We start from the raw sequence: 26,533 nt of genomic DNA, 5'->3' as shown, positions 1-26,533 counted from the left end.
GCGGGCTCGACGCCTCTGCCGCTGCCGACTGTAGACCATTCTGAACAAGTTCAAAAGCTACTTCTGAACACGTTCAGAAGCCTCTGGCCACCACCCCCCTCCACGCCGGAGCCGTCCGGACTACCCCTTGACCGACCCGGCCAGCAGCCCCCGCACGAAGTACCGCTGCAGGCTGAAGAAGACGATCAGCGGCACGATGATCGACAGGAACGCCCCGGCCGTGAGCAGCTCCCAGCGACCGCCGAGCGAGCCGGACAACTGCGCCAGCCGGACCGTCATCGGCGCCACCTCCGGCGTGCCGCCGGCGAAGGTGAGCGCGACCAGCAGGTCGTTCCAGACCCACAGGAACTGGAAGATCGCGAACGAGGCCAGCGCCGGGGCGCACAGCGGCAGCACGATCGACCGGAAGATCTTGAAGTGGGAGGCGCCGTCCACCACCGCCGCCTCCATCAGGTCGCGCGGCAGCTGGGCGATGAAGTTGTGCAGCAGGAACACCGCCAGCGGCATCGCGAACATGGTGTGCGCCAGCCAGACCGGTGCATAGCTCCCCTTCAGGTCCACCGCCGGGATCAGCGTCAGCGAGCCCAGGTGCGCACCGCTGGAGAACAGCCGCAGCAACGGGATCAGCGCCATCTGGAGCGGCACCACCTGGAGCGCGAACACCGTGAAGAACACCGTGTCGCTCCCCCGGAACCGCACCCAGGCCAGCGCGTACGCCGCCATCGCCGCGAGCACCAGCGGGAAGAGGGTGGCCGGGATGCTGATCGCCAGCGAGTTCACCAGGAAGGGCATCAGGCCGGTGGAGCCGCCGGAGCCGCCCTCGAACAGCACCGCGTGGTAGTTGCCGAGGCCGAAGTCCGGGTGGAGCAGGGCGTTCCACCAGCCGTCGGCGGTCACGTCCTGCTTGGGACGCAGCGAGGTCACCAGCAGGCCGAGGGTCGGGATCGTCCAGAGCACCGTCATCGCGATCACGAACACCGAGGCCAGCGGGCTGCTGAAGGCCTTCCGCACCGGGCTCCCCTCACCAGGACGGCCACCGACGGCTTTCGCCTCAGGAGTGCTCATCGCACCTCACGCTCCCTGCGCAGCTGAACGATGTTGTAGGCCACCAGTGGCAGCACCGCGAGGAACAGCAGGACCGCCAGGGCGCCGCCGCGCCCGTCGTTGTACTGCCCGAAGGTCTGCGAGTACATCTCGTTGGCCAGTACCTGGGTGCCGAAGTTGCCGCCGGTCATGGTGCGGACGATGTCGAAGGCCTTCAGCGTGATGATCATGACGGTGGTCAGGACGACCATCACGGTGGTGCGGATCATCGGCACGGTGACGTGCCAGAACAGCCGTACCCCGGTCGCGCCGTCCAGCCGGGCCGCCTCCACCACCTCGTCCGGGATCGCCTTGATCGCCGCCGACAGCACCACCATCGCGAAGCCGGTCTGCACCCAGACCATCACGGCCATCAGCAGGAAGGTGTTCAGCGGCTGGCTGAGCAGCCAGTTCGGCGGGTCGGACCAGCCCACCGCGTGGGCGAGCTGGCTGAGCAGGCCGATCTGCGGCTGGTCCTTGCCGCGCGCCTCGTAGACGAACTTGAAGATGATCGAGGCGCCGACCAGCGAGATGGCCATCGGCATGAAGATCAGCGACTTGTACACCGCCTGGCCGCGCATCCGGTCCACCAGCAGCGCCAGCACCAGGCCGAGGCCGGTCGCCACCAGCGGCGCGACCACCAGCCACAGCAGGGTGTTGAGCAGCACCTGCCGCACCGAGTCGGTGGTGAACGCCCAGCCGAAGTTCTCGCCGCCGACGAAGGTGCCGCCGTCCGCGCTGTGCAGGCTGAGGTAGACCGTGCGGATCAGCGGCGCCACCAGGCCGACCGCCAGCAGCAGGACGGCCGGGCCGAGGAACACCAGGACGGCCAGCGGGCGGGCGAGGCGGCCCCGGGCCCGCCCGGCCACCAGGAAGACCACCAGCAGGATGCCGAGGAAGCCCGCGATCGCGCCGAAGCTGTTGCCGAACTTGACCGCCGCGTCGCCCCAGGCGCCGACGGCCAGGGAGTCGGCGGCCGGCGGGGAGCCGGATACGGGCATGGCTGCACGTCCCTTCGGTTCGTCCGGTGCGAAGCGGGAGCGGGGAAGCGGGAGCGGGAGCAGGGAAGCAGGAGCAGGGAAGCGGGAGCCCGGAAGGGGGCGGGCGGTGCGGGTGGGTGGCCCCGCACCGCCCTCGGCGGATGGTCCCCTGGTCCGCCGGGCGGCGGACTACTTCGGCCAGGCGGCGTCGATGTCGCCGGCGACCTTCTGGATCGACTGCCCCTCGGCGAACCAGGCGGTGAGCGACTTCCACTCCTGCCCGGAGCCGACGGCCGCCGGCATCATGTCGGAGGCGTCGAAGCGGAAGGTCGCGCTCGGGTCGGTGAGCGCCTCCGCCGAGAGCTTGTCGATCGGGTCGGTGTACAGGCTCTTGTCCACGCCCTGGTTGGCCGAGACCCAGCCGCTCGCGGTCTTCACCCGGCTGCTCGCCCAGTCCGAGCTGGACAGGTAGTTCTGCACCGCCTGCACCTCGGGCCGGCTGGAGAAGGCCGTCAGGAACTCGCCGCCGCCCTCGACCGGGTTGGCGATCGCCGGGTTGACGGCGGGCAGCCGGAAGGCGAAGACGTCGCCGTCCGGGGCGACCTTGGTGCCCTTGGGCCACTGGGCCTCGTAGAAGGAGGCCTGCTGGAGCATCGCGCACTTGCCGGTGAGGATCGGCGCGCCCGCGTCCTGGAAGGTGGTGGTGGCGATCGACTTGACGTCGCCGTAACCGCCGTTCACCCAGGCCGGGTTGAGCATCCAGTCGGCGACGGTCCGCATCGCCGTGGTGATCTTCTCGTCGGAGAACTTCACCTGGTGGCCGACCCACTGGTCGTAGACCTCGCCGCCGTAGGTGCCCAGCACCGCCTCCTCCAGCCAGTCGGTGGCCGGCCAGCCGGTGGCCGTGCCGGAGGCGATGCCGCCGCACCAGGGCTTGGGGCCGCCCGCCTTGGCGATCTTGTCGCTGAGTGCCATGAGGTCGGCCCAGGTCTTCGGCACCTGGTAGCCGGCCGCTGTGAAGGCCTTCGGCGAGTACCAGACCAGCGACTTCATGTTGGCGCTCATCGGGGCCGCGTAGAAGGTGCCGTCGACCGAGCCGTAGGTCTTCCAGACCGGGCTCCACTTGTCCTGGTTGGCGACGGTCTGGGCCGGCGGCTTGACCACCTTGCCGCTCTTGACCATCTGCGCCAGCAGGCCCGGCTGCGGGATGATCGCGAAGTCCGGGGCGTTGCCGCCGGCCACCCGGACCGGCAGCTGGGACTCGAAGTCGTTGGAGCCCTCGTAGCTGATCTTGATCCCGGTGCACTTGCCGAACTCGGCCCAGGACTTCTCCAGGTTGTCCGACTCCGGGCTGAGGATCGAGGCGAACATCGTCACGGTGGTGCCCGAATGCCCCGCGTACGGCTGGTACTTGGCGCAGTCGCCGGTCAGCGTCTGGGCCGCTCCACCGCCGTCACCCGAACCGCTGGAGCTGTTCGAGCAGGCCGCGGTCAGGGCCAGCGCCGCCAGCAGGGCAGGCGCGGCCACCAGCCTGCGGCGGGAACGCGCGGACGGCGTGGTCGGATTGAGGGTCAATGCGGTCCTCCTCGCCAGGGCGTGCTGCCTGGGGTGGGCTGAACGACATTGCGCTGTACCGGAGATGGGCGTACGGAGATCGCTGGACGAGCGGACGGCCGAACCGATTCGACGACGTTAACGCAGCCGTTCGCCGCCGCCAAGGTCCATGGTCGACCTTCCCGTAGCGGTGCCCCGACCGTGACCTCCGAAACGCCGACCGCGACCGCCGCACAGCACGGCCCCGCCCGGAAACCGGACGGGGCCCCGCGCCCGACGAACCGTCGGAACGACGAACCGTAAAACCGTCGGGACGTCGGGACGTCGGGACGACGAACCGTCGGGACGACGAACCGTCGCAACGTCGGAACGAGCGTCACCAGAGCCGGACGGGCAGCTCCAGCAGACTGTTCACCACCAGCGACGGGCTCGGCCGCAGCTCGCCGTCCGGCACCGTCAACGACAGCCCGGGGAAGCGCTCGAACAGCGCCGGCAGCGCGATCCCCGCCTCCAGCCGGGCCAGCGGCGACCCCGGGCAGACGTGCGGGCCGTGCCCGAAGGACAGGTGCCGGGTCGGGTCCCGGGTGACGTCGAACAGCTCGGCCGTCACCCCGTGCTGCAGCGGGTCCCGGCCGATCGCGTTGTACGAGACCAGCACCGGGTCGCCCGCCGGGATCACCAGCTCGCCGACCTCGATGGACTCGGCGGCGAAGCGGAACAGGAAGTTGCTGGTCGGCGGCGTCCAGCGGAGCGACTCCTCGACCACCGCGTCCCAGGACACCTCGCCCGCCCGCACCAGCTCCAGCTGGTCCGGGTGCGCCAGCAGGGCCCGCACCGCGTTGCCGATCAGGTTGACCGTGGTCTCATGGCCGGCCGCGATGATCACCCGCAGGGTGGCCGCCGCCTCCGCGTCGGTGAGCGCCCCGCCCTCGGTGTCCGCCGCCAGCAGCACGCTCGCCAGGTCGTCGCCCGGCGCCGAACGGCGCTGCGCCACCAGGCCGTTGACGAAGGCGTTCAGCCCGGCGACGGTCGCCTGGATGCCCTCCGGGTCGGGCTTGATGCCGAAGAACCGCTCGTACAGGTCGCGCAGCAGCCCGTGGTCCGACTCCGGGACGCCCAGCAGGGAGCAGATCACCGTCATCGGCAGCGGGAAGGCGAAGGCCGACTTGAGGTCGATCACCGGCTCCCCGGCCGCCAGGGCGTCCAGCAGCGCGTGGGTGATCTCCTCGACCCGCGGGCGCATCAGCTCGACCCGGCGCGGGGTGAAGGCCTGGGCGACCAGCGCCCGCAGCCGGCGGTGCTCGGCGCCGTCCGTGGTCACCATGCTCGGGCCGGGCACCGCCAGGCCGATCAGCGGCCAGGTCTTCGGCACCTCGCCGCGCTGGTAGGCGGCCCAGTGCCGGGCGTCCTTCACCAGCCGGGCGTCGGTGAGCAGGTCACGCGCGGCCGCGTGCCGGCTCACCGCCCAGGCGGCCACCCCGCCGGGCAGCACGACCGGCACCGCCGGACCGGCGGCCCGCAGCAGGGCGCCCTCGGCGGCGTTGTCGCGGGCCAGCGGGTCGAGGGCGATCGGGGCCGGGGCAGCGGTCATCGGCGGCAGCACTCCTTGACGTGGCGAAACTTCGAACGGTTGTGCACGTCCAGTGGATCTTGGCTGGCCCGGCGAAGATCCGCAAGACGCGTTTCAGTGACCGGGGGTGAACGACACCGGCAGCGCCACCAGCCCGCGCACCCAGGCCGAGGGCCGCCACACCAGCGCGTGCTCGGCCACCGCCAGCCGCAGGTCCGGCAGCCGGTCCAACAGCACCTCGATCGCCGTGGTGGCGATCACCTCGGCCGCCTCCTGCGCCGGGAACGGGCAGCCGTGCTCGCCGTACGAGTAGCTCATGTGCGCCCGGTTCCCCTCGGCCGGGCGACCGTCGGGCTGACGCACCGACGGGTCCGCGTTGGCCCCGGCGAAACCGAGCAGCAGCATGTCCCCCTCGGCGATCCGCTGGCCGCCGAGCTGGGTGTCCCGCACCGCCCAGCGGCCGGCGAAGATCTGGGTCGGGGTGTCCTCCCAGAGCGCGTCGTTGAGCGCCTGGCTGATGCTGCGCCGGCCACCGGCCAGCGAGGCCGCGAAGCGCTCGTCGGTGAGCATCAGCCGCAGCGCGTTGGAGATCCAGTACGAACTGGGCTGGTGACCGGCGATCAGCAGCACCCGCAGGTCGCGCATCACCTCGTCATGGGTCAGCCCGGCCGGGTGCTCCAGCATCCGCGAGGCCACGTCGGCCCCCGGGTACTCGGCCTTCTCCTCCACCAGCGCGAGCATCAGCTCCAGCAGCCGCTGGGCGCCGGCCGGGGCGTCCGCGCCGCCGTCCAGCATGGCCAGCAGCGCCGCGATCAGCTGCGGCGCCTGCTCCTCGTCCAGACCGAGCACCCGGCACAGCACCAGCAGCGGCATCCGGTGCGCGTACTCGGCGACCAGGTCGGCCTCTCCGCGCCCGGCGAACTCGTCGATCAGCCCGTCGGCGATCTCCTCGGCGTGCTTGCGCAGCTCGTACGGGTCGATCCCGGCCAGCGCGTCGGTGACCGCCCGGGACCGGCGGATGTGCTCCTCGCCCTCGGCGTACAGGATCGATGGCACCGGAGCCATCATCGGCTTCAGCGGCCAGTCGGCGGGCAGGGTCTCCCACGCGTGCCAACGGCTGGAGTCCCGGCCGAACAGCTGCGGCTGGCCGGTGACCTGCTGCAGCTCCCGGTAGCCGATGACCAGCCAGGCGGGCACCCCGCCGGCCAGCTCGACCGGGGCGACCGGGCCGTGCGCGGCACGCAGTTCGCGGTAGAGCTGGGCCGGGTCGGTCTGGAAGCGCGGCCCGTACAGCGGCGTGGCGCCGGCGTGCGCCGGGCAGCCCGGGGGCGGGGTGACGGCGGGCTCGGTCACGGGGTGCTCTCCTCGTAGATCGCGTCGGGTGCTCCGGCGGGGGCGGTCACGGCGGAGGCGGTCGGCTCGGCGGCAGCGGCCCCGGCCCCGGCCCCGGCCCCGGCCCCGGCAGGGACGGTCGCGGCATCGGCCCCGGCGGGGGCTTCGGACTCCGCCAGCGCGGCCGGGTCGGCCCCGGCCAGCGCGGCCAGGTGGTGGACCAGCGCGATCAGCACCCGCTTGCCGGAGTCGCGGTCGCGGGCGTCGCAGTCCACCAGCGGTACCTCCGGCGGCAGGTCCAGGGCCTCACGGACCTGCTCCAGGGTGTGGCCGGGCTCGCCGAAGTTGTTGCGGGCGACGACGAACGGCGTGCCGTGGTGCTCCAGCCGGTCGATCGCGTACCAGGAGTCCTCCAACCGCCGGGTGTCCACCAGCACCACCGCGCCCAGGGCGCCGCTGAACAGCCGGTCCCAGAGGAACCAGAAGCGCTCCTGGCCGGGCGCCCCGAACAGGTAGAGCACCTGCCGCTCGGACAGGGTGATCCGGCCGAAGTCGAAGGCGACCGTGGTGGAGCGCTTGCCCCAGCTGCCGGCCGGGTCGATGCCCTCCCCCGCCCGGGTCATCACCTCCTCGGTGTTCAGCGGGCGGATCTCGCTGACCGAGCCGACCAGGGTGGTCTTGCCCACCCCGAACCCGCCGACCACGACGATCTTCAGCGCGTTGTCGGCGGTCGCCCGCAGCGGGGTGCGTGCCGCGGACCGGCCGTCCTGGAGGTCAGAGCCGTTGGAGGCCATGCAGCACCTGCTTCAGCGTGTCGAGATCGGGCAGCCGGGCCTTGTTCGGCGCGAACCTGGGGTGGCGGGCGGTGATCGCCCCGGACTCCAGCAGGTCCCCGAGCAGGATCTTCACCACCGAGATCGGCAGCGACAGCTCCGCCGCCACCTCCACGACGGCGGTCGGCGCCTCGCACATCCCGAGGATCCGGACGTGCTCCGACTGCATCCCCGGCGCCGGCTGCCGCTCCGCGACGATCAGGGTGACCAGGTCGAAGGCGTTCTCCGGGGCACGGCTGCGGCCCCCGGTGATGGTGTAGAGGCGGTCCGGGTCGTCGTCCCGGCCCGGCAGCACCGGCCCGGCGTTCATATCCCGGCGCTCTCTTGCCCGGCGGCCCCGTCGGCTTCCGCTTCCGCGTCCCGGGCGGGTGCGCTGAGGTGGATGCCGATCTGCTCGATCAGGCCGTGCATGTTGTGGCCGACCACGCCCACGTCCGCGTCGTCGTCGGTGACCACCGCGAGGTGCGCGCCCTCGCCGGCCGCCACGATGCACAGGATGCCGCCGTGGAACTCGGTCATCGACTGGCGCACGCCGCCGCTGCCGTCGCCGAACTCGATCGAGGCGCCGTGCGCCAGGCTCTGCAGTCCGGAGGCGATCGCGGACAGCTGGTCCGCCTGGTCGGCACTCAGCCCGGCGGTGTGGCAGAGCTTCAGACCGTCGGCGGAGAGCACCAGGGCGTGCCGGGTGCCGGGGGTCGCCGCCAGCAGGTTTTCCAACAGCCAGTCGAGGTCGCGGTCGGTGGCGCTGCTCATCAGGAGTCCTTCTCGGTGACGGGGGAAGCGTCGGGCGTGGTCTCGGTCGCCGCGGCCGGCGTCGGCCCGGGGGCGGGCAGCGCCGGCTGGGCGGCCCGGCGGAAGGCGCCGAACCGGGCGGCGGCGCGCGCCGCGTCGGTCCGTACGGCCTTGGCGGCGGGGGCCGCCGCCGGGGTGGTGGTGGCCAGCGTCTGCCCGCGGCGACGCTGCGGCAGGCCGCTGTCGGTGACCGGGGCGGGCGTGGCCGGGCGCGGGGCGGGGAGGGCGGGTGCCGGAGCCGCCGTGGCGGCGGGGGCGGGGGGCGCGCTCGGCACGGCGGTGGTCACGGAGGCGCCGGGCGCGGAGACGGTGGCCACGGAGGCGCTGGTCACGGAGGTGCTGGGCGCGGGTGGCAGCGAGGTGGGCGCCGGGCGCGCGGGGGTGAGCGCGGGGCGCACGGACTCCACGACGGGCGTGGGCGCCTGGGCGGGCGCCGGAGCCACGTGGGTGACCAACTGCTGCGGGATCAGCATCACCACACCGGTGCCGCCGCGTGCGGACGGCCGGAAGGAGATCTGCAGCCCGTGCTTGCGCGCCAGCACGCCGACCACCGCGAGACCCAGCCGGGTACCGGCGGACAACGTGGCGAGGTCCAGCGGCTCGGCGGAGACGGCGCGTTCGGCCCGGCGCAGCCAACTGTCGCCCAGGCCCAGGCCGCTGTCCTCGACGGTGACCGCCAGACCGGCCGACACCTCCTCGACGTAGACGTGCACCTCGGCCGGCGGGGCGGAGAAGTTGGTGGCGTTGTCCAGCAGTTCGGCCAGCGCGTGCATCACGCCCTCGGCCGCGAAGCCGACCACCGCCGCCGTGCTGGCGTTGTGCAGCCGCACCCGCTGGTAGGCGCCGATCCGGCCGAGCGCGCCGCGCAGCACCGACTCCACCGCGATCGGCTTGGCCCAGCGACGGCCGGAGCGGGCGCCGGTGAGCACCGCGATGCCGTCCGCCATCCGGCCCGCCTGGGCGGTCGAGTGGTCCAGTCGCAGCAGGTCGCCGAGGACCTCCTCGTCGTGCCGGTGCTGCATCTCGCGCAGTTCGGCGTGCATGCTCGTGGCCAGTGCCTGGACCCGGCCGGCGGCGGTCGCGCAGACCGCGAGCGCGGCGGCCCGCAGTCGCTCGCCGCGGCCGATCTCCTCACCGACGGCACGCAGCAGCGCGTACTGGGGGTGCTTGCGGTGCGTGGACAGCGCGCTGTCCACGGACGCGCCCCCACGCAGCTTCTTCACCACCTCGGGCAGCACGCCCTCGGGGATCCGCTCCAGTTCGGCCCGCTCGGCGGCGACCCGCTCCCGCTCCGCCACGGCCTCGGCCCGTTCGGCGTCCAGCTCGGTCCGCAGCCGGGCCAGCTCGGCGCGCACGGCGGTGACGTCGGCCTCCATCCGGACCTGCTCGGCGCGGGCGGCGTCCCGTTCGGTGAGCGCGGCGGCGGCCCGGTCCTGGGCCGCCGTCTCGGCCTGCCGGGCGGTGCCGGCGGCGACCAGCGCGGCCCGGGTCTCCTGGTGCTGGGCGGCCAGGTCCTCGGTCAGCCGGTGGGCGCGCTCGGCGCCGCTCGCGGCCAGGCCGACCACGATCAGCCAGAGCACCGCCACGGCACCCACCGCGACGGCGGTGAGCGGTTGGTGCGCGCCCAGGGCCCGGCCGATGCCGACCGGCGCGGCGACCAGCGCCAGCAGGACGGCGGCCCCGGTCAGGGCGACGGTGCGCGGCGCGGGGCGGCGGCGCGGCCGACCGTCGGGGCTGGTGGCTTCTCTCATCGGTACGGTCCTCGGCAACGTCGGCGGGCGGCGGCGCGGGCGGCTGGTCGGCGACGGTTTGCGGCCGCCGACAGCTGGTCGGGCGCATACCAGACCGCCCGGTGGCGTCGCGAAACGTCCCCGGGCGGCTGATCGGTTCACGCTTTCGGCCGATCATATCGATTCAGACATTGGCCTCAACCCGCTAGTTGACGGTCAATCTCCTTCATTCACGTCGACTACACCGCACGGCGACACCTTCCACCCCAGTGGTCACCCCAGTTCCGCCTCCACCGCCTGTCGCACGGCCCGCACGTCCAGTCCGTGGTCGGCGACCACCCGTACGCCCAGACCCTCCCCCTCGCGCAGCACCCCGAGCAGCAGGTGCCCCACCGCGATCTCCCTCGACTTCAGCCGCAGCGACTCGCGCAGCGACAGCTCCAGCGCCTTCTTCGCCCCGGGACTGAACGGGCTGCGGCCCGGCTTCGACTCCCCCGACCGGAACCAGCCCCGCCGCTCGGGCGCCTCCTCCGCCGGCACGTCCAGGGCGCCCTCGCCGAAGGCCGACTCCACCGCGCCCCGGACGGCCTCCAGGTCGACGCCGATCGAGGCCAGTGCCTCGGCGTCGTCCCCCGGCCCGAGCAGCCGGACCACCTCGCGGTGCGCTGCCTCGGGGTCCAGGCCCATCCCGATCAGGACACCGGCCGCCGGGTCGTCCGGCCCGGCCAGGATCGCCAGCAGCAGGTGCTCCGTGCCGACGTGGCCGTGCCGCAGCCCCTCGCCTCCTGCCGCGCGGCGACCACCACCTGCCGCGCCGCGTCGGCGAACCGCTCGAACATCGTTCAGCCTCCGCCCTCGCCCTTGCCGGGCCCCCGCCGTGCGTGCTTCTTGTGCACCGCCTGCCTGGTCACCCCGAGGCAGACCGCGATGTCCTGCCAGGACCACCCCTGCGACCGGGCGTTGCCCACCTGCAGGGACTCCAGACGGTCCGCCAGATCACGCAGGGCGCGGACCGCCCGGAGCCCCACCGCGGGGTCACGACTGCTCGCGGCGGCCGCGAGCTCTCCGCTCTCGCTCATGCCGTCAACCCTGGTTGACACCTACGGGAATGTCAACCTTGATTGACAGCTTCGGCCGCCCCGGCGCTCACCCGAACCTCCGCGCCAAGGCCTCCTCGAACGTCCCCCGCCCCACCGCCCGCTCCGGTGTCGTCAGCCCGCCCGCCCGCAGGGCCCGGCCGGCCGCCCCGGGGATCCCCAGCGGCAGCAGCACCCGCCGCCGGCCCGCCGCCCGCAGGTACGCCTCGGCCAGCTCCCGGTACGACCGCACCTGCGGCCCGCCCACCTCCGGCGCGAACCCGGCCGGCTCCCGCCCCACCAGCTGCACGACCTGCGCCGCCACCTCCCGGACCTCCACAGGCTGGATCCGGGCACCCTGAACCACCGGGAACACCGGCAGCCTCGCGCTCAGGTCGAACGCCTTGAACAGCAGGTCGTGGAACTGCGTCGCCCGCAGCACCGTCCACCCCAGCCCCGACTCCCGCACCACCCCCTCACAGCCGAGCTTCGCCCGGTAGTACGCGATCGGCACCCGGTCGATCCCCACGATCGACACGTACACCAGGTGCCGCACCCCGGCCTGCCGGGCCTCCGCCACCAGCCGCCCGACCGCCGCCACGTCCTTCTTCCCCTGCGTGGTCGCACAGTCCACCACGGTCTCCACTCCGGCGACCGCCGCCGCGATCCCCGCCCCGGTCACCAGGTCCCCGACCACCCACTCGACCCCGTCACCCGCCACCCGCGCCCGCCGGCTCAACCCCCGCACCGCCACCCCGCGCGCCGCCAACAGCCGCACCACCTCTCGCCCCAGCGTCCCCGTCGCTCCGGTCACCAGCACCGTCCCCATCACCACACCACTCCTCTCCCGAACCACCGACACCCCTTCGGACCGGATAGCGCCCGCATCCGTGACATCGGCTTCTCCCGGAACGCGGAAAAGCGGGGCGAGGACCGTGAAGTCCTCGCCCCGCTTCAGGGATTCACCTCAGGAGGTGAACACCGGGGTCGTCAGCTGCAGCCGCTGGTGGAGCCGCAGCCCTCGCAGAGGTAGCAGCTGCCGGCGCGGCGCATCTTGGTGCCGCAGGAGAAGCAGAGCGGCGCGTCGGCGTTGAGGCCGAGCTGGATCTCCATCAGCTCCGTGGAGTTGTGGGCCTGCTTCGGGGCCGCCTTGGGCGCCTCGACGGCCGGGGCCGGGGCGGGGGCCGGCTTGGCGGCGGCGACCGGGGCAGACTGGGCGAGCGACTCGGTGTCGATCTCCTCGGCCTCCAGCGGCTCGTAGGAGCCCGTCTCCAGGTGGCGGGTGCGCTCCTCGACGGAGTGGATGCCGAGCGCCGAGCGGGTCTCGAACGGCAGGAAGTCCAGCGCCAGGCGGCGGAAGATGTAGTCAACGATCGACTGGGCCATCCGCACGTCCGGGTCGTCGGTCAGGCCGGCCGGCTCGAAGCGCATGTTGGTGAACTTGGAGACGTAGGTCTCCAGCGGCACGCCGTACTGGAGGCCGACCGAGACGGCGATGGAGAAGGCGTCCATCATGCCCGCGAGGGTCGAGCCCTGCTTGGACATCTTCAGGAAGACCTCGCCGAGGCCGTCGTCCGGGTAGGAGTTGGCCGTCATGTAGCCCTCGGCGCCACCGACCGTGAAGGAGGTGGTGATGCCCGGGCGGCCCTTGGGCAGGCGCTTGCGGACGGGGCGGTACTCGACGACCTTCTCGACCACGGCGGCCGGGGTCTCCTCGACCTTGGCCTCGGATTCCTTCTTCTTCGCGGAAAGCGGCTGGCCGACCTTGCAGTTGTCGCGGTAGATGGCCAGTGCCTTCACCCCGAGCTTCCAGGCCTGGAAGTAGATCTCCTCGATCTCCTCCACGGTGGCGCTCTCGGGCATGTTCACGGTCTTGGAGATGGCGCCCGAGATCCACGGCTGGATCGCCGCCATCATCCGCACGTGGCCCATCGCCGAGATGACCCGCTCGCCCATGGCGCAGTCGAACACCTCGTAGTGCTCGGCCTTCAGGCCGGGCGCGTCCACCACGTTGCCGTGCTCGGCGATGTGGGCGACGATCGCCTCGGTCTGCTCGTCCTGGTAGCCGAGGCGCTTGAGGGCGCGCGGGACGGTGCCGTTGACGATCTGCATGGAGCCGCCGCCGACGAGCTTCTTGAACTTGACCAGGGCGAGGTCGGGCTCGACGCCGGTGGTGTCGCAGTCCATCATCAGGCCGATGGTGCCGGTCGGGGCGAGGACCGAGGCCTGGGCGTTGCGGAAGCCGTTCTGCTCACCGAGGCGCAGCACGTCCTGCCAGGACTTGTTGGCCGCGAGCCAGACCGGGGCGTCGAGGTCCTCGAAGGAGACGGCGTCCAGCGAGGCGTCGGCGTGCTGCTTCATGACCTGCTGGTGGGCGGCGGCGTTGCGGGCGTAGCCGTCGTACGGGCCGACGACACCGGCGAGTTCGGCGCCGCGGCGGTAGGCGGTGCCGGTCATCAGCGAGGTGATGGCGCCGGCCAGGGCACGGCCGCCCTCGCTGTCGTAGGCGTGGCCGGTGGCCATCAGCAGGGCGCCGAGGTTGGCGTAGCCGATGCCGAGCTGGCGGAAGGCGCGGGTGGTCTCGCCGATCTTCTCGGTCGGGAAGTCGGCGAAGCAGATGGAGATGTCCATCGCGGTGATGACCAGCTCGACGACCTTGGCGAAGGCGGTGGCGTCGAAGGTGTCGTCGTCGCGCAGGAACTTCATCAGGTTCAGCGAGGCGAGGTTGCAGCTGGAGTTGTCCAGGTGCATGTACTCCGAGCACGGGTTGGACGCGTTGATGCGGCCGGACTCGGGGCAGGTGTGCCAGTGGTTGATGGTGGTGTCGTACTGGATTCCGGGGTCGGCGCAGGCCCAGGCGGCCTCGGCCATCTTGCGGAACAGCTTCTTGGCGTCGACGGTCTCGATGACCTCGCCGGTCATCCGGGCGCGCAGGCCGAATTCGGTGCCGTTCTCGACGGCGGTCATGAATTCGTCGTTGACGCGGACCGAGTTGTTGGCGTTCTGGTACTGGACGGACGTGATGTCGTCGCCGCCGAGGTCCATGTCGAAGCCCGCGTCGCGCAGGGCGCGGATCTTCTCCTCCTCCTTCACCTTGGTCTCGATGAAGGCCTCGACGTCCGGGTGGTCGACGTCGAGCACGACCATCTTGGCCGCGCGGCGGGTGGCGCCACCGGACTTGATGGTGCCGGCCGAGGCGTCGGCGCCGCGCATGAAGGAGACCGGGCCGGAGGCGTTGCCGCCGGAGGACAGCAGTTCCTTGGAGGAGCGGATGCGGGAGAGGTTGAGGCCGGCGCCGGAGCCGCCCTTGAAGATCATGCCCTCTTCCTTGTACCAGTCGAGGATCGAGTCCATGGAGTCGTCGACGGACAGGATGAAGCAGGCGCTGACCTGCTGGGGCTGCTTGGTGCCGACGTTGAACCAGACCGGCGAGTTGAAGCTGAACACCTGGTGGAGGAGGGCGTGGGTCAGCTCGTGCTCGAAGATCTCGGCGTCGTCCTTGGTGGCGAAGTAGCCGTGCTTCTCGCCGGCCGCGCGGTAGGTGAGCACCACGCGGTCGATGATCTGCTTGAGGCTCCACTCGCGCTGGGGGCTGCCGACGGCGCCGCGGAAGTACTTGGACGTGACGATGTTGACGGCGTTGACCGACCAGAAGTCGGGGAACTCGACGCCGCGCTGCTCGAAGTTGATCGAGCCGTCGCGCCAGTTGGTCATGACGACGTCGCGCCGCTCCCAGCGGACCGCGTCGTACGGGTGCACGCCAGGGGTGGTGTAGATGCGCTCCATCCGGAGACCGCCCTTCGGGGCCTTGGCACCCTTGGTCGCGGCCTTGTCGGACTTCGACCCGCGTGCGGAACCGCTCGTGGTGTCTGTCACTTCTCGCTCCTCCTCCTGGGCAAACGCCCGAGGTGCCCTGAAAAGTCCGGGCACCGCTGGTTCGTTCTTCCGGTGTGCGGGCAGGCGGGGACCCCGTCCGCTTACGCACGGTTTGTAGTGTTCCGTGCCCCGTTTTCGGGCACGCGTGGGCCCGCTCGGGGCCGGTGTGGTGCTGACGGCCCACGGGGGGCCTGCGTTGTGGTTCTGGGGGCCGCGGGGGCCCGGCGCGCCTCCTAGGGCGCGGCGGCGGAAACGGGCACGCAGGTGCCGTCCGCCTCGGGGGCGGGCCGCTCGGCGCGGAGTTCCGCGATGGCGGCCTCGAAGTCTTCGAGTCCGTCGTACGCCTGGTACACGCTGGCGAAGCGCAGGAAGGCGACCACGTCGAGTTCCTTGAGCGGGCCGAGTATGGCCAGCCCGACCTCGTGGGTGGTCAGCTCGGCGTTGCCGCTGGCGCGCACGCACTCCTCGACCCGCTGGCCGAGCTGGGCGAGGGCGTCCTCGGTGACCGGGCGGCCCTGGCAGGCCTTCCGGACGCCGGTGATGACCTTCTGCCGGGAGAAGGGCTCGGTGACGCCGCTGCGCTTGATGACCATGAGCGCGGCCGTCTCCACGGTGGTGAAACGGCGACCGCAGTCCGGGCACTGTCGACGACGGCGGATGCAGCTGCCGTCCTCGGTGGTCCGGCTGTCGACAACGCGGCTGTCGGAGTGCCGGCAGAAGGGGCAGTGCACCTGGGGATCCCTCCCTGGCAGAACGTGCGGACCTGTTGAGTCTATGCGATGTGCCCCCGGCCTCGGCAAGCTGATCATGCGGCGCGACCACTAGTACTGGGCACGGAGAGGACTCTAGCCACTACATCTAGGTCTCGGGGGGAGCGACACCCCCGGCGTGTCGGCGCCGATTAGACTTCTGGAGGCGGCATCCGGTCGAACATTTGCTCGATGTACAACAAAGCCTTGATCGAGTCAGCCAACTCCCGAATAATTCACTCGAACGTGTGTTTGGCGCAACCTTTCGATAGGAGGTGCGTTGGGCTGGAAAAGGGGAGAGGAAAGCCGTCGAGAGGGGCCGCCGTGAACACCGTCGAAACCAACACCATCCCGGTGCAGGAACACTCCCAGTTCAAGGTGGGGCAGCGCACCACGAATCAGCAGAGCGTGGACATCAGCATGGACCGTAGCGAAGACCACCGCCTCTCCGGCCCGGCCGTTTCCACCGCGGGCCGCGTCCCCGACCAGCCGATCGAACACGCCCCCGCCATGGAAGAGACCCACACCACCCCCGCCCGCTCGATGCCCGGCCGCCCCCCCGGCATCCGGACCGACGAGGCCGGGCTCACCGAGCGCCAGCGCCGGGTGATCGAGGTCATCCGCGACTCCGTCCAGCGCCGCGGCTACCCGCCGTCCATGCGCGAGATCGGCCAGGCCGTCGGCCTGTCCAGCACCTCCTCGGTCGCCCACCAGCTGATGGCCCTGGAGCGCAAGGGCTTCCTCCGCCGGGACCCGCACCGCCCGCGCGCCTACGAGGTCCGCGGCGTCGAGGTGGCCCGCCCCAACACCGCCGAGACGGCCGGGCGCCCCTCCACCTCCTACGTGCCGCTGGTCGGCCGGATCGCCGCCGGCGGTCCGATCCTGGCCGAGCAGACCGTCGAGGACGTCTTCCCGCTGCCCCGCCAGCTGGTCGGCGAGGGCGAGCTGTTCGCCCTGACCGTGCGCGGCGACTCGATGATCGAGGCGGCCATCTGCGACGGCGACTGGGTCACCGTGCGCCGCCAGCCGGTCGCCGAGAACGGCGACATCGTGGCCGCGATGATCGACGGCGAGGCGACCGTCAAGCGGCTCAAGCGCGAGGACGGCCGGATCTGGCTGATGCCGCACAACCCGGCGTACGAGCCCATCAACGGCGACAACGCCACCATCCTGGGCAAGGTCGTCGCGGTCCTGCGCCGCCTCTGACACCAGCGCGCGGCCGCGCAAACCGCAGCACCCGGCCGCGCAACCGCAACACCCGGCCGCACCACGGGAACACCGACGGGAAGGGGCTCCGCCGCGTCAGCGGGGAGCCCCTCCGTCGTTCACCGGGCCGGCCCTTCAGCCCCGCTTCACCACCGGTCGCACCGGCGCCGCCGAGGCGTCGATCGCCGCCAGCGAGCGGCGCACCTGGTTGCGGTCCGTGGTGTACCAGAACTCCGGCATCGAGGACCGGAAGAAGCCCCCGTACCGCTTGGTCTCCACCCGCGGGTCGAGCACCGCCACCACGCCCCGGTCGTCCGCCGCGCGCACCAGCCGGCCCGCGCCCTGCGCCATCAGCAGCGCCGCGTGCGTCGCCGCGACAGCCATGAAGCCGTTCCCGCCGTGCTGTTCGACGTCCTTCTGACGGGCGCTCATCAGCGGGTCGTCCGGCCGCGGGAAGGGGATCCGGTCCATCACCACCAGCTGGCAGGCCGAACCGGGCACGTCCACGCCCTGCCAGAGCGAGAGCGTGCCGAACAGACAGGTGGTCGCGTCGGAGGCGAACTCCCGGATCAACTCGCCCAGGGTGTCCTCCCCCTGGAGCAGAATCCGGTGGTCCAGTCGCTGCCGCATCGCCTCGGCGGCCGCCTGGGCGCCCCGCATGGAGGAGAACAGCCCCAGTGTGCGCCCGCCGGCCGCCTCGACCAGCTCGGCCAACTCGTCGAGCATGTCGGGCCGTTCCGGGTCGCGCCCGGGGTCGGCAAGGTGCTTGGCGACGTACAGGATGCCCTGCTTGGGGTACTTGAACGGCGAGCCGACGTCGATCCCCCGCCAGTGCGGGACGGCCTCCTCCCCGAACCCGGAGCCGGACTCGGGGTTGTCGCCGGGCGTGCGCTCGTCCGGCAGCCTGGTCTCCTTGGGCAGGCCGAGCGAGCCGGCCACGCCGTTGAAGTCGCCGCCGAGCTTGAGGGTGGCCGAGGTGAGCACCACCGAGCGCTCCTTGTACAGGCCCTCGCGCAGCAGTCCGGACACGCTCAGCGGCGCGACCCGCAGCGAGGCGGTGCCCAGCCCGTAGCGGTCGCTGCGCTCGATCCAGATCACGTCGTACTCAGAGTCCTCCAGCAGCCGCTCGGCGGTCTCGTGCACCGTCTCGGCGGAGGCCATCGCCTGCTTGCGCACGGCGTCCTCGTCGCTGAGGCCCTTGTCGCGGGTCTCGCCGAGCGAGGTGATCACCTGCCGGGCGGCGTCCCGGATGGCGGTGACGGCGTAGGCCAGGTACTCGGGGAGCTCCTCGACCCGGCCGGGCTGGGCCGTCTCCATCAGGCCGTGGTAGTTCTCGGCGGCGGCCTGCAGCAGGTCGACGGCCTTCTCGTTGGCGAGCCGGGCGGCCCGCTTCACGGCCCGGTTGACGGCGCCGACGGTCAGTTCGGCGGTGGCCGCGCCGGTGACCCGGTTGACCAGCTCGTGCGCCTCGTCCACGATCAGCAGCCCGTGCTCGGGCAGCACCGGCGCGCCCTCGATGGCGTCGATCGCCAGCATCGCGTGGTTGGTGACGACGACGTCGGCGAGCTTGGCCCGCTCCCGGGCCTTCTCCGCGAAGCACTCCTGCCCGTAGGCGCAGCGGGTCGCGCCCAGGCACTCCTTGGAGGTGACCGACAGCTGGGCCCAGGCCTTGTCGGAGACGCCGGGGCTCATGTCGTCGCGGTCGCCGGTCTCGGTCTCGTCGGCCCAGTCGCGCAGCCGGAGCACCTCCTGCCCGAGCTTGCCGGCGGGGCCGCCGAGCGCGTCCACCGGGTCGAACAGGCCCTCGCCCTCGTCGCTCGGGGTGCCCTCGTTGGCCCGGTGCAGGCACAGGTAGTTGGAGCGGCCCTTGAGCATCGCGTACAGCGGCCGGCGGCGCAGCACCGGGTGCAGCGCGTCGACGGTGCGCGGCAAGTCCCGTTCCACCAGCTGGCGTTGCAGTGCCAGGGTGGCGGTGGCGACCACCACCCGGTCGCCGTGGGCGAGGGCCGGCACCAGGTAGGCGAGGGACTTGCCGGTGCCGGTGCCGGCCTGGACGAGCAGGTGCTCGGCGTGGTCGACGGCGTCGGCGACGGCCTCGGCCATCCGCATCTGGCCGGGGCGCTCGACACCGCCGACGGCCTCGACCGCGGCGTGCAGCAGTTCGGGGATCCGCGAGCGCGGGACGGCGACGGCTTCCTCGGCCTCGTCGTCGAGGTCCGTCGCGGGCTGGGATTCGGAGTCGTTCGTCATGACCCCTCCACCCTACGGGGCGGGGGTGACAATCCGGTCCCGATGCCCGGGGAGACGCACGTCCACGCCGACCAGGGCGTTGGGCACGGTGCCGTGCCGGACGGCGTGAGGGCGGTGCGGGCGGTCCTGGTAGCCGTCCATGATCAGCCGGTTGCGGTTGAGGCAGAGCCGGTCGATCCGGGGCCGGAACAGGTCGAACAGCTCGAAGCGCTCGCGCAGCTCGGGGAAGCGGGCCTGGTAGCGGTGGATCTCCGCGCGCAGCAGGGCCCAGAACTCGGTCTCGGCGAGCCCGCCCTGCGCCTCCAGCAGCGGGGCGAGGTAGCGGAAGACGCCGATGAACAGCCCGGAGTGGATGAACTGGCAGAGCCCCTGGGGGTCGTCCCGCAGCAGCACGCCGGCCACCTCGGCGGGCAGCTCGCGCAGTTCGGGGAGGTCCTGGTCGCTGAGGTTGACGTCGTCGACGAAGTCCTTGACCGCGAGCCGGGCCGGGGTGCCGCGGTCGTCGAAGACCACGATGGCGTTCTCGCCGTGCGGGGAGAAGACCAGTCCGTAGCGGTAGAGGAAGTGCAGCAGCGGCGGCAGCATCGCGGCGAACAGCCGGCCGGTCCAGTCGGCGGGGGTGAGGCCGGAGCGGGCGATCAGCTCGACGGCGAGCGCCCGCCCGTCGGAGCCGGTCTGGAGCAGGGCGGCGAGGGTGCGGGCGCGTTCGTCCCCGGCCAGGAAGGGACCGAGCGGTTCGCGCCAGATCGCGCCGAGCAGTTCCTTGTACTGGTACGGCGAGTCCGGCATCTCCCGGTAGAGCGGGTGGTCGACGGTGACGGAGGCGATCTCGCCGAGCAGGATCACCCGGCACTCGTCCCGCAGGTAGGGGTCGGCGTCGCGCAGCCCGTGCAGCCAGGCGGTGACGGCGGGCGCGGCGAGGGTCCGCTCGACCGGCAGTCCGCGCCAGACCAAAGTGTTGAGGATGGACAGCGGCAGCTTGACGGTGCAGCGCTCGGGGTGGGCGGTGTTGAAGAAGGAGCGGATGGACTGCTGGGGCAGGCGTGGGTCGCCGTCCGAGGACAGCGGGACGATCTCGCCGGAGGCGATCCAGGGCGCGAACAGCGTCAGGACCGTCTCGTCCCACTGCCAGGGGTGGACGGGCAGCAGCAGGTAGTCGTCGGCGTCCGCGCCGAGCGGGGCGCGCAGCGCGTCGACGTCGTCCAGCTCGCGGGAGTACAGCTGCTCGGGGTGCTCCAGGCCGGGCACGCCGCGGTACTGGGCGAGCCGGCGGTGGACGGCGATCCAGGGCAGCGGGCGCGGGCTGCGGGACTCCGGGGTCCAGCGGGCGGCGTCGGTGCTGGAGAAGCCGATCCGGCCCTTGCTGGGGACGATCCACGGGTGGCCGCCCTGCCGGCCCTCCAGCGCGGGGTGGTCGAGGTCGGCGAGTTCGGCGGCGGTGAGCGCGGTGGCGAGCTGGCGGGCGTCGGCGGTGAGGGTGGCGGAGAGTTCGCGGACCAGGTGGGCGGTGGTCTCGCCGCGCATCCCGAGGGTCTCCCGGGCGTACGGGAGGAAGCGCAGCGGGTCCAGGCCGTCCGGGCGGGAGCACCGGATCGACTCCGGGTCGACCTGCCAGCCGTCGTAGGCGCCGCGCCGGGCGGCGAAGCGGTACTCGGCCTCGGGGAGCTTCAGCAGGTACTCGCCGTCGAGGGCGCCGGGGGCCGGCCGGAGCAGGTCCTCGTAGGCGAACTCGCCGAGCATCTTGGCCAGCAGGGCGCGGCCGGCCCGCTGCCAGTGCCCGGCGGTGAGGTGCGGGGGCAGGTAGAGCGGCGGTTCAGCGGGTTCAGCGGCCGACGGTTGCGGCACGGGTCAGCTCCTGGGGGCGGGGGACGACGGGGGTCTGCTCGGGGGTGGCGCCGTGCTGGCTGTGCTGGCTGTGCTGGCTGTGCTGGCTGTGCGCACTATCCAGACCATCCGGAACATTCGGAGTATTCGCGGTTTTCGAAATATTCGGAACATCCGGCATAGAAGGAACAGAAGGAACAGAAGGAACGGCAGACCCACCCGGCACACCCGCCACCGGCGGCGCGAAGCCCGTCCACGCGGTGCGGCCGGGCAGCCGGTGGACGGTGCGGCCGGTGACGGCGTTGAGGATGACGGCGGCCCGGTGGGCACCGAGGCCCAGGTCGGGGGCGCCGACGCCGTGGGTGTGGAGTTCGGCGTTCTGGACGTAGAGGCCGCCGGTGAGTCCGGGCCGGGTGGCGACCCGGTGGTCGAGGTCGACCCGGTAGCGCCCGGACTCGTCCCAGTCGATCAGGTCGGCGAGCGGTGCGAGGGCCGCCGGGCGGGCGGCCCGGTAGCCGGTGGCGAGCACCACGGCGTCGGTGCGCAGCACGTGCTCGGCGCCGGAGTCGGTGTGCCGGCAGCGCAGTTCGAGGCCACCGCAGGGGCCGGGCCGGGCCTCGGTGACGGCGGTGCCGGGGGTGATCTCGACCGGGGCGCTGTCGATCGGGCGGCCGATGGTGCGTTCGTAGAGGTGGTCGTGGATCTCGGCGAGGGTTTCGGCACTGGCGGCCTTGTGCAGCTGCCACTGGGCGCTGACCATGGCGTCCCGGACGGGCCCGGGCAGTCCGTGGAAGTAGCGGGTGTAGTCGGGGGTGAAGTGTTCCAGGCCGAGCTTGGAGTACTCCATGGGGGCGAGGGCCCTGGTGCGGGTGAGCCAGCGCAGCCGGATGCCGTCGCCCTCATGGCGGCGGAGCAGGTCGAGGAAGACCTCGGCACCGGACTGCCCGCTGCCGATCACCGTGATGTCCCGGGCGCCGGCCAGGTCGGCGCGGCGGTCCAGGTACTCGGCGGAGTGGAAGGCCCGCGGGTGGTCGGCGAGCGCGGCGAAGGCCTCGGGCAGCACGGGCCGGGTGCCGACGCCGAGCGCGAGGTTGCGGGCCCGTACGGTGGTGCGCCGCCCGGTCGCGGTGTCGGTCAGTTCGGCCCGGTACAGCGGGCCGTCCCGGTGCAGGGCGGTGACCTCGGTGCCGAAGCGGCAGTTGGGCAGCCGGTCGGCGGCCCAGCGGCAGTAGTGGTCGTACTCCCGGCGGGGCAGTTGGAAGCGTTCGGCGAAGTAGAACGGGAACAGCCGGTCCTGGGCGCGCAGGTAGTTGAGGAAGGACCACGGGTTGGTCGGGTCCACCAGCGAGACCAGGTCGGCGAGGAAGGGCACCTGCATCCGGGCGCCGTCGACCAGCATGCCGTGGTGCCAGCGGAATTCGGGGCGCTGGTCGCAGAAGAGCGTGCGCAGGCCGGGTACGGGCTCGGCGAGGGCGGCGAGCGAGAGGTTGAACGGGCCGATGCCGACGCCGAGCAGGTCGTAAGGGGAGTCCGGGGAGTCCGGGGAGTCGTGCGGCGGGTCGTGCGGCGGGTTGTTCGGCACGGGGTGCGCAGGGGGTGTCGAGGTGTCCACAGAGCGTCCTAGGCGGGGAGTAAGTCGCGGTCGCGGACCATCAGGGCGGCGCGCTTGTCGGGCAGGTCGAGTTCGGCGGCGGCCCGGAATCCGGCCCGTTCGAAGGCCCGGACGGAGCGCCGGTTGCGGACGTCCGGTTCGGCCACCACCCGCCCGCAGCCCGGCCTCCGGCGGAGGATCAGTTCCGCCAGGGCGTCCAGCAACTGGGCCCCGAGGCCGCGCCCGCGACTGGCGGCCGGGCCGAGCAGCAGGTGGACGCCGGTGTCGTGCGGCCGTGCCGGGTAGTGGGCGGCGAGCGGGTCGAGGTCGGCGCGGTAGACCTCCCAGTAGCTCATCGGCTCGCCGTCGAGCAGGCCGAGGCAGGGCACGCTGCGTCCGTCGCCGTCGAGTTGGGCCCGCAGGTGCCGTTCGGTGACGGCGGGTGGCCCGGCGAGCGCCCAGAACGCGTCGACCTCGGGGTCGTTCATCCACCCGGTGAGCAGCTCCAGGTGTTCGGGCAGCCGGACCGGGTCGAGCCGGAACCGGCCGGCCGGGGTGGGGATTTCGCCCCACTCGGCCAGATCCTCCGTCATCGGGCCCCCGCCACCGGGTTGGGGATGTCCACGTACACGGACTGGGTGGCGACCGGGCCGACCAGCTCGTCCAGGCCGTTGATCCGGGTGAGCAGGTTGGCCTTGCAGGGCAGGGTGGGCGCGTCCAGCAGCAGGGCGGGCAGCGCCGAGCCGGTGGCGGCCGCCTTCGGGCCGGCCAGGAACCGGCGCAGCCCGGCCAGCAGCACCGTTTCGTCGGCGAGCCCCTGGGAGCCGAAGGCGCCGATCAGCCCGAGCACGTGGTTGATGCCGAGGTAGTAGGCGAAGTGGTGGTCGATGACGGCGTCCGGCAGGAAGGTGTCGCTCTCCGCGCCGAGTCCGGGCAGTCGGGCGGTGAGCCGCTCGGCGGCGCTCTCCCGGTAGTAGTAGCCCTGGTTGTCGCGGTAGCGGCCGCCGCTGGGCCAGCCCTCGGCGTCCAGCAGGACGATGCTGTTCTGCTGGTGCGCCTCCAGGGCGATGCCACCGCGGCCGTCCAGCCAGAGGACGGGCAGGACGACGGCCTCCAGGTAGCGCAGGAACCATTCGGCGGCCACGGTGCGCGCCGGGCGGCCGGTGCGGGCGGCGAGCGCGCGCAGGGTGTCGCCGAGCGCCGACGGCACGGTGGCGCCGGTGCCGCGCGGCTGTTCGGCGACCAGTCCGGCCACGCACAGCGCCCGGTCGGTGGGCGCGAAGGGCTGGGCGCGCAGCACGGTGTCCAGTCCGCCGGGGTCGCCGAGTTCGGGGTGGTCGACGCCGATCCAGGCCGGGTCGCGGACGATGTCGAAGCCGGGGTGGGCGGCCCGCCACTCGGCGGCGAGGCCGTTCTCCAGCAGCCGGTGCACCTCCAGGCCCCGGTGGAGCTCCTTGCGCAGGTTCTCCCGGCGGGAGTTGGTGATCCGCAGGCCGAGCGAGAGTTTGAGCATCCACGGGGTGCCGGGCCGGTAGACGGTGCGCACCGAGGAGGTGGGGTGCCAGGGTTCGCCGGCCGGGCCGAGGTCGTGCAGCAGTCCGTCGGCGAGCAGGGCGGCGACGGCCGGGCGGTGGGCGAGTTCGCGGGCCTGCCAGGGGTGCAGCGGCAGGGCGGCGGTGCCGGGGGGCAGGGTGGCGTGGCTGCCGAGCAGGGCGGCGGTGATCCGGTCGGCGCTCTGGGCGACGGCCGAGCCGGCCGCGAGCAGGGTGCGGTCCACGGCGTACCAGTGGACCTGGAAGCTGCCGTGCAGTTCGGGCGAGTAGGCGGCGCTCTGGGCCGGGCCGAGGCCGTCGCGGCTCTTCGGGGTGGGGTGCAGCGGGTGGCCGAGCAGCAGGGCCTGTTCGGCGGCGAGGAAGTGCGAGCGTTCCGGTCCGCCGGGTTCGGCGGCGGTGCGGCGGTGGGCGAGGATCTCGCCGGTGCGCATGACCGAGTCGGCGACCCGGGCGGCAAGGTCGGCGACCTGTCCGGGGTCGGGCCGTTCGGCGGCCGCGGCGGCGAGCAGGGCCGCGGTGGTGACGGCGTCCACCGGGGCCGCGCAGGCGTCTCCCGCCGCGGCGCTCTCCCCCACCGAGAGGGTGGCCGGGCCGAAGCGGTGCCAGCCGCCGGGGGACCAGTAGCGGACCGGGGCGGTGAGCCGGGCGGCGCCGCCGAGGACGTCGATCCGCAGTCGGCCGTCCGGTCCGGGGCGGGCTCCGGTCTCCCGCGCCCAGCAGCGCAACAGGGCCTCCAGGGCGGCCTGTTCGGCGGCGACGGCGGGGTCGGGGTGCAGCAGCGGGTCGGGGTGCAGCAGCGGGTCGGGCCCGGGCCGGTACTCCTCGCCCGCCTCCGGGCGCGCCCGGTCCGGCGCCGACACTCCTCGCTCCTGCACGCGCTGCGCTCCCTCGTCGCTCGTCGCTTTCGATGCCGACCCGTCCTCCGGCTCGCAGGGGGGGTCCGCGGTCAGCGGCGGTACGGGCGGGGCTCCGGTGAGGGCGGTGCTCAAGGCTGCTCCTTGGTGCGCGTGGGGGTGCGGACGCGCGCTGGTGGCGGAGGGGATCGGCGGGCGCTCGCACCGTCGCGTCAGGTAAGGGTTACCTATCCCTGACGGGTGATCACAAGGACCGCTCACTCGTCCGGGTGAAGATCGGGGATAGTGCGCCACCGCCCGGGGCAGCCCTGCTGCGCCCAGGAGGAGCCCGGTTCCGCGTCACGGATCGGTGACCTCCGGTCAGCTCCGGAACCCGGGGGGCGACTGCCGCCGTCCTGGACTGCGATGGAAGACTCCAGGACGGCGAGCCGCCGCACCGAAGCCCGACCCGACACCATCCCATCGCGTACAGGGGGAAGCGCACCGATGCCATCGATCCACCGGTCAGCTCTGGCCGCCGCCCTGGTCACCGGAACGCTGCTGGCCGTCAGCGCCTGCGGCCCGGACGGCCCGGCGGGAGGCGACAAGACCGTGGCGGCGCCGCCGCCCACCGCGGACGTGAGCGCCTCGGCCGCCCCCGGCGGCGTCATCGGCGGGATCACCCTGCCGTCCGGTCTGCCGACCAGCCTGCTGGAGGGCCTGCCGAAGAGCTGGGACGACCTGAAGAAGTGGAAGTACGACGACTGGGACACGTGGGCGTCCAAGCACGTCTTCAACAACCCGGTGGTGAAGGACTTCTGGAACCCGGACAAGATGGGCGACGCCAAGCCCGCCGACCCGGCCCCGCCCACCGCCAAGCCGGCCGCCGACAACGGGGTGACCGACCCAGAGCCGCCGGTGGTCAAGGCCGTCCAGGTGCCCCGCCCGTACCTCAAGCAGCCCTCCGGGAAGGTGTTCTTCTCCGCCCAGGGCGGCCGGGGCAACTGCTCGGCGACGGTGATCGCCGACCCCCAGCACCCGGGCAAGAGCAACCTGGTCTGGACGGCGGCGCACTGCGTGCACGAGGGCAAGGGCGGCAACTTCTACAAGGACCTGGTCTTCGTCCCCGCCTACAACAACTCCGGTGCCTCCAGCGGCGGCAAGAAGGCCCCGCTGTCCGAGCTGGCCCCGCTCGGCACCTGGTGGGCCGACCAGGTCGTCACCTCCCCGCAGTGGATGGTCGAGGGCGGTCCGACCGGCGACTCCGCCAACCAGTACGACTTCGCCGTGATGCGCGTGCACAACCAGGCCGACACCGGCAAGTCCCTGGAGGAGACGGTCGGTTCGGCCGTCCCGGTGTGGTTCGACGCGCCCCGCGACCAGCTCAAGGTCTCGGCCACCGGCTACCCGCTGGTCAAGCCGTTCGACGGCCAGGAGCTGTACAAGTGCGACGGCGGCAAGCCCACCCGGCTGTCCTTCGACGCCAAGCGCCCGTCCATGCTGACCATCGGCTGCGACATGACCCAGGGCGCCAGCGGCGGCGGCTGGTTCGCCACCATGCCGGACGGGAGGACCGCGCTGGTCAGCAACACCTCGATCGGCACCCAGGAGCACACCTCGCTGAGCGGCCCGTACCTGGAGACGGTCGCCAAGCAGGCCCTGGACTGGATCTCCAGGAAGCAGTGACCGGCACCACCACGG

21 protein-coding genes are annotated in these 26,533 nt (G+C 72.6%); 2 read left to right on the top strand and 19 right to left on the bottom strand.

Annotated elements, in window-relative coordinates:
- Nucleotides 1-120: 120 nt before the first annotated feature.
- From ACZ3YL_RS31260 to nrdR, 14 genes are all read right to left on the bottom strand, one after another.
- A complete protein-coding gene (locus ACZ3YL_RS31260; protein WP_188305267.1) occupies nt 121-1,065 on the bottom strand; it encodes a carbohydrate ABC transporter permease in 945 nt (314 codons plus the stop codon).
- Entirely contained in the window at nt 1,062-2,084 is a 1,023-nt protein-coding gene (locus ACZ3YL_RS31255; RefSeq protein WP_188305266.1) for a carbohydrate ABC transporter permease, read from the bottom strand. The genes ACZ3YL_RS31260 and ACZ3YL_RS31255 overlap by 4 nt, the downstream gene beginning before the upstream one ends.
- A 168-nt stretch (nt 2,085-2,252) precedes the next feature.
- Nucleotides 2,253-3,638: an ABC transporter substrate-binding protein gene (locus ACZ3YL_RS31250; protein WP_465660569.1), complete on the bottom strand. Its 1,386-nt coding sequence runs from the start codon at nt 3,636-3,638 to the stop codon at nt 2,253-2,255.
- Between the two features lie 355 nt (nt 3,639-3,993).
- The gene (locus tag ACZ3YL_RS31245) at nt 3,994-5,208 is read right to left on the bottom strand and encodes a cytochrome P450 family protein (protein WP_188305264.1); all 1,215 of its coding nucleotides are present in this window, start codon (nt 5,206-5,208) and stop codon (nt 3,994-3,996) included.
- Nucleotides 5,209-5,301: 93 nt separating this feature from the next.
- Nucleotides 5,302-6,540: a cytochrome P450 gene (locus ACZ3YL_RS31240; protein WP_465660568.1), complete on the bottom strand. Its 1,239-nt coding sequence runs from the start codon at nt 6,538-6,540 to the stop codon at nt 5,302-5,304.
- Complete coding sequence (locus tag ACZ3YL_RS31235) at nt 6,537-7,313, bottom strand: GTP-binding protein (protein WP_465660567.1); 777 nt, start codon at nt 7,311-7,313, stop codon at nt 6,537-6,539. Before ACZ3YL_RS31235 ends, ACZ3YL_RS31240 begins: the two co-directional genes overlap by 4 nt.
- Nucleotides 7,294-7,662 (bottom strand): DUF742 domain-containing protein, encoded by a 369-nt coding sequence (locus tag ACZ3YL_RS31230; protein WP_188305261.1) that lies wholly within the window; start codon nt 7,660-7,662, stop codon nt 7,294-7,296. Before ACZ3YL_RS31230 ends, ACZ3YL_RS31235 begins: the two co-directional genes overlap by 20 nt.
- Nucleotides 7,659-8,105 (bottom strand): roadblock/LC7 domain-containing protein, encoded by a 447-nt coding sequence (locus ACZ3YL_RS31225; RefSeq protein ID WP_188305260.1) that lies wholly within the window; start codon nt 8,103-8,105, stop codon nt 7,659-7,661. The genes ACZ3YL_RS31230 and ACZ3YL_RS31225 overlap by 4 nt, the downstream gene beginning before the upstream one ends.
- Nucleotides 8,105-9,895 (bottom strand): sensor histidine kinase, encoded by a 1,791-nt coding sequence (locus ACZ3YL_RS31220; RefSeq protein ID WP_465660566.1) that lies wholly within the window; start codon nt 9,893-9,895, stop codon nt 8,105-8,107. Before ACZ3YL_RS31220 ends, ACZ3YL_RS31225 begins: the two co-directional genes overlap by 1 nt.
- A 252-nt stretch (nt 9,896-10,147) precedes the next feature.
- The gene (locus ACZ3YL_RS31215) at nt 10,148-10,561 is read right to left on the bottom strand and encodes a Clp protease N-terminal domain-containing protein (protein ID WP_465660565.1); all 414 of its coding nucleotides are present in this window, start codon (nt 10,559-10,561) and stop codon (nt 10,148-10,150) included.
- A gap of 155 nt (nt 10,562-10,716) precedes the next feature.
- A complete protein-coding gene (locus ACZ3YL_RS31210; RefSeq protein ID WP_188304047.1) occupies nt 10,717-10,953 on the bottom strand; it encodes an RNA polymerase subunit sigma-70 in 237 nt (78 codons plus the stop codon).
- A 67-nt stretch (nt 10,954-11,020) separates the two neighbouring features.
- Nucleotides 11,021-11,779, bottom strand: coding sequence for an SDR family oxidoreductase (locus ACZ3YL_RS31205; RefSeq protein ID WP_465660564.1), 759 nt, complete (start codon nt 11,777-11,779; stop codon nt 11,021-11,023).
- Nucleotides 11,780-11,940: 161 nt separating this feature from the next.
- The gene (locus ACZ3YL_RS31200; RefSeq protein WP_188304049.1) at nt 11,941-14,826 is read right to left on the bottom strand and encodes a vitamin B12-dependent ribonucleotide reductase; all 2,886 of its coding nucleotides are present in this window, start codon (nt 14,824-14,826) and stop codon (nt 11,941-11,943) included.
- Between the two features lie 233 nt (nt 14,827-15,059).
- On the bottom strand, nt 15,060-15,557 hold the full coding sequence (nrdR, locus tag ACZ3YL_RS31195) for a transcriptional regulator NrdR (protein WP_188304050.1): 498 nt from the start codon (nt 15,555-15,557) through the stop codon (nt 15,060-15,062).
- A gap of 528 nt (nt 15,558-16,085) precedes the next feature.
- Between nrdR and lexA the strand changes: the two genes are divergently transcribed.
- The gene (lexA, locus tag ACZ3YL_RS31190; RefSeq protein WP_188304057.1) at nt 16,086-16,781 is read left to right on the top strand and encodes a transcriptional repressor LexA; all 696 of its coding nucleotides are present in this window, start codon (nt 16,086-16,088) and stop codon (nt 16,779-16,781) included.
- 135 nt (nt 16,782-16,916) lie between these two features.
- Here lexA and ACZ3YL_RS31185 read toward each other — a convergent pair whose 3' ends face one another.
- From ACZ3YL_RS31185 to ACZ3YL_RS31165, 5 genes are read right to left on the bottom strand one after another with little or no spacing between them, the layout of a single operon-like run.
- Entirely contained in the window at nt 16,917-19,031 is a 2,115-nt protein-coding gene (locus ACZ3YL_RS31185; RefSeq protein ID WP_465660563.1) for an ATP-dependent DNA helicase, read from the bottom strand.
- A 12-nt stretch (nt 19,032-19,043) separates the two neighbouring features.
- Nucleotides 19,044-20,876: an IucA/IucC family protein gene (locus ACZ3YL_RS31180; RefSeq protein ID WP_465660562.1), complete on the bottom strand. Its 1,833-nt coding sequence runs from the start codon at nt 20,874-20,876 to the stop codon at nt 19,044-19,046.
- On the bottom strand, nt 20,854-22,437 hold the full coding sequence (locus ACZ3YL_RS31175; RefSeq protein ID WP_465660561.1) for a lysine N(6)-hydroxylase/L-ornithine N(5)-oxygenase family protein: 1,584 nt from the start codon (nt 22,435-22,437) through the stop codon (nt 20,854-20,856). The genes ACZ3YL_RS31180 and ACZ3YL_RS31175 overlap by 23 nt, the downstream gene beginning before the upstream one ends.
- 38 nt (nt 22,438-22,475) lie before the next feature.
- A complete protein-coding gene (locus ACZ3YL_RS31170; RefSeq protein WP_465660615.1) occupies nt 22,476-23,147 on the bottom strand; it encodes a GNAT family N-acetyltransferase in 672 nt (223 codons plus the stop codon).
- On the bottom strand, nt 23,036-24,988 hold the full coding sequence (locus ACZ3YL_RS31165; RefSeq protein ID WP_465660560.1) for an IucA/IucC family protein: 1,953 nt from the start codon (nt 24,986-24,988) through the stop codon (nt 23,036-23,038). The genes ACZ3YL_RS31170 and ACZ3YL_RS31165 overlap by 112 nt, the downstream gene beginning before the upstream one ends.
- A gap of 351 nt (nt 24,989-25,339) precedes the next feature.
- Here ACZ3YL_RS31165 and ACZ3YL_RS31160 point away from each other — a divergent pair, with 351 nt between their 5' ends.
- On the top strand, nt 25,340-26,518 hold the full coding sequence (locus ACZ3YL_RS31160; protein WP_188304054.1) for a trypsin-like serine peptidase: 1,179 nt from the start codon (nt 25,340-25,342) through the stop codon (nt 26,516-26,518).
- The last annotated feature ends 15 nt before the right edge of the window (nt 26,519-26,533 follow it).

The organism is Kitasatospora sp. NPDC023176 (assembly GCF_055560495.1).
This window is presented reverse-complemented; position numbering and strand designations above follow the sequence as displayed.

Bases quoted from the DNA above. Each gene is read 5' to 3' on its own strand.
- ACZ3YL_RS31255 (WP_188305266.1), bottom strand. From the start codon at position 2,084: ATGCCCGTATCCGGCTCCCCGCCGGCCGCCGACTCCCTGGCCGTCGGC.
- ACZ3YL_RS31215 (WP_465660565.1), bottom strand. From the start codon at position 10,561: ATGGGCCTGGACCCCGAGGCAGCGCACCGCGAGGTGGTCCGGCTGCTC.
- ACZ3YL_RS31235 (WP_465660567.1), bottom strand. From the start codon at position 7,313: ATGGCCTCCAACGGCTCTGACCTCCAGGACGGCCGGTCCGCGGCACGC.
- lexA (WP_188304057.1), top strand. From the start codon at position 16,086: ATGGAAGAGACCCACACCACCCCCGCCCGCTCGATGCCCGGCCGCCCC.
- ACZ3YL_RS31220 (WP_465660566.1), bottom strand. From the start codon at position 9,895: ATGAGAGAAGCCACCAGCCCCGACGGTCGGCCGCGCCGCCGCCCCGCG.
- ACZ3YL_RS31225 (WP_188305260.1), bottom strand. From the start codon at position 8,105: ATGAGCAGCGCCACCGACCGCGACCTCGACTGGCTGTTGGAAAACCTG.
- ACZ3YL_RS31210 (WP_188304047.1), bottom strand. From the start codon at position 10,953: ATGAGCGAGAGCGGAGAGCTCGCGGCCGCCGCGAGCAGTCGTGACCCC.
- ACZ3YL_RS31230 (WP_188305261.1), bottom strand. From the start codon at position 7,662: ATGAACGCCGGGCCGGTGCTGCCGGGCCGGGACGACGACCCGGACCGC.
- ACZ3YL_RS31185 (WP_465660563.1), bottom strand. From the start codon at position 19,031: ATGACGAACGACTCCGAATCCCAGCCCGCGACGGACCTCGACGACGAG.
- ACZ3YL_RS31260 (WP_188305267.1), bottom strand. From the start codon at position 1,065: ATGAGCACTCCTGAGGCGAAAGCCGTCGGTGGCCGTCCTGGTGAGGGG.
- ACZ3YL_RS31160 (WP_188304054.1), top strand. From the start codon at position 25,340: ATGCCATCGATCCACCGGTCAGCTCTGGCCGCCGCCCTGGTCACCGGA.
- ACZ3YL_RS31245 (WP_188305264.1), bottom strand. From the start codon at position 5,208: ATGACCGCTGCCCCGGCCCCGATCGCCCTCGACCCGCTGGCCCGCGAC.
- ACZ3YL_RS31205 (WP_465660564.1), bottom strand. From the start codon at position 11,779: ATGGGGACGGTGCTGGTGACCGGAGCGACGGGGACGCTGGGGCGAGAG.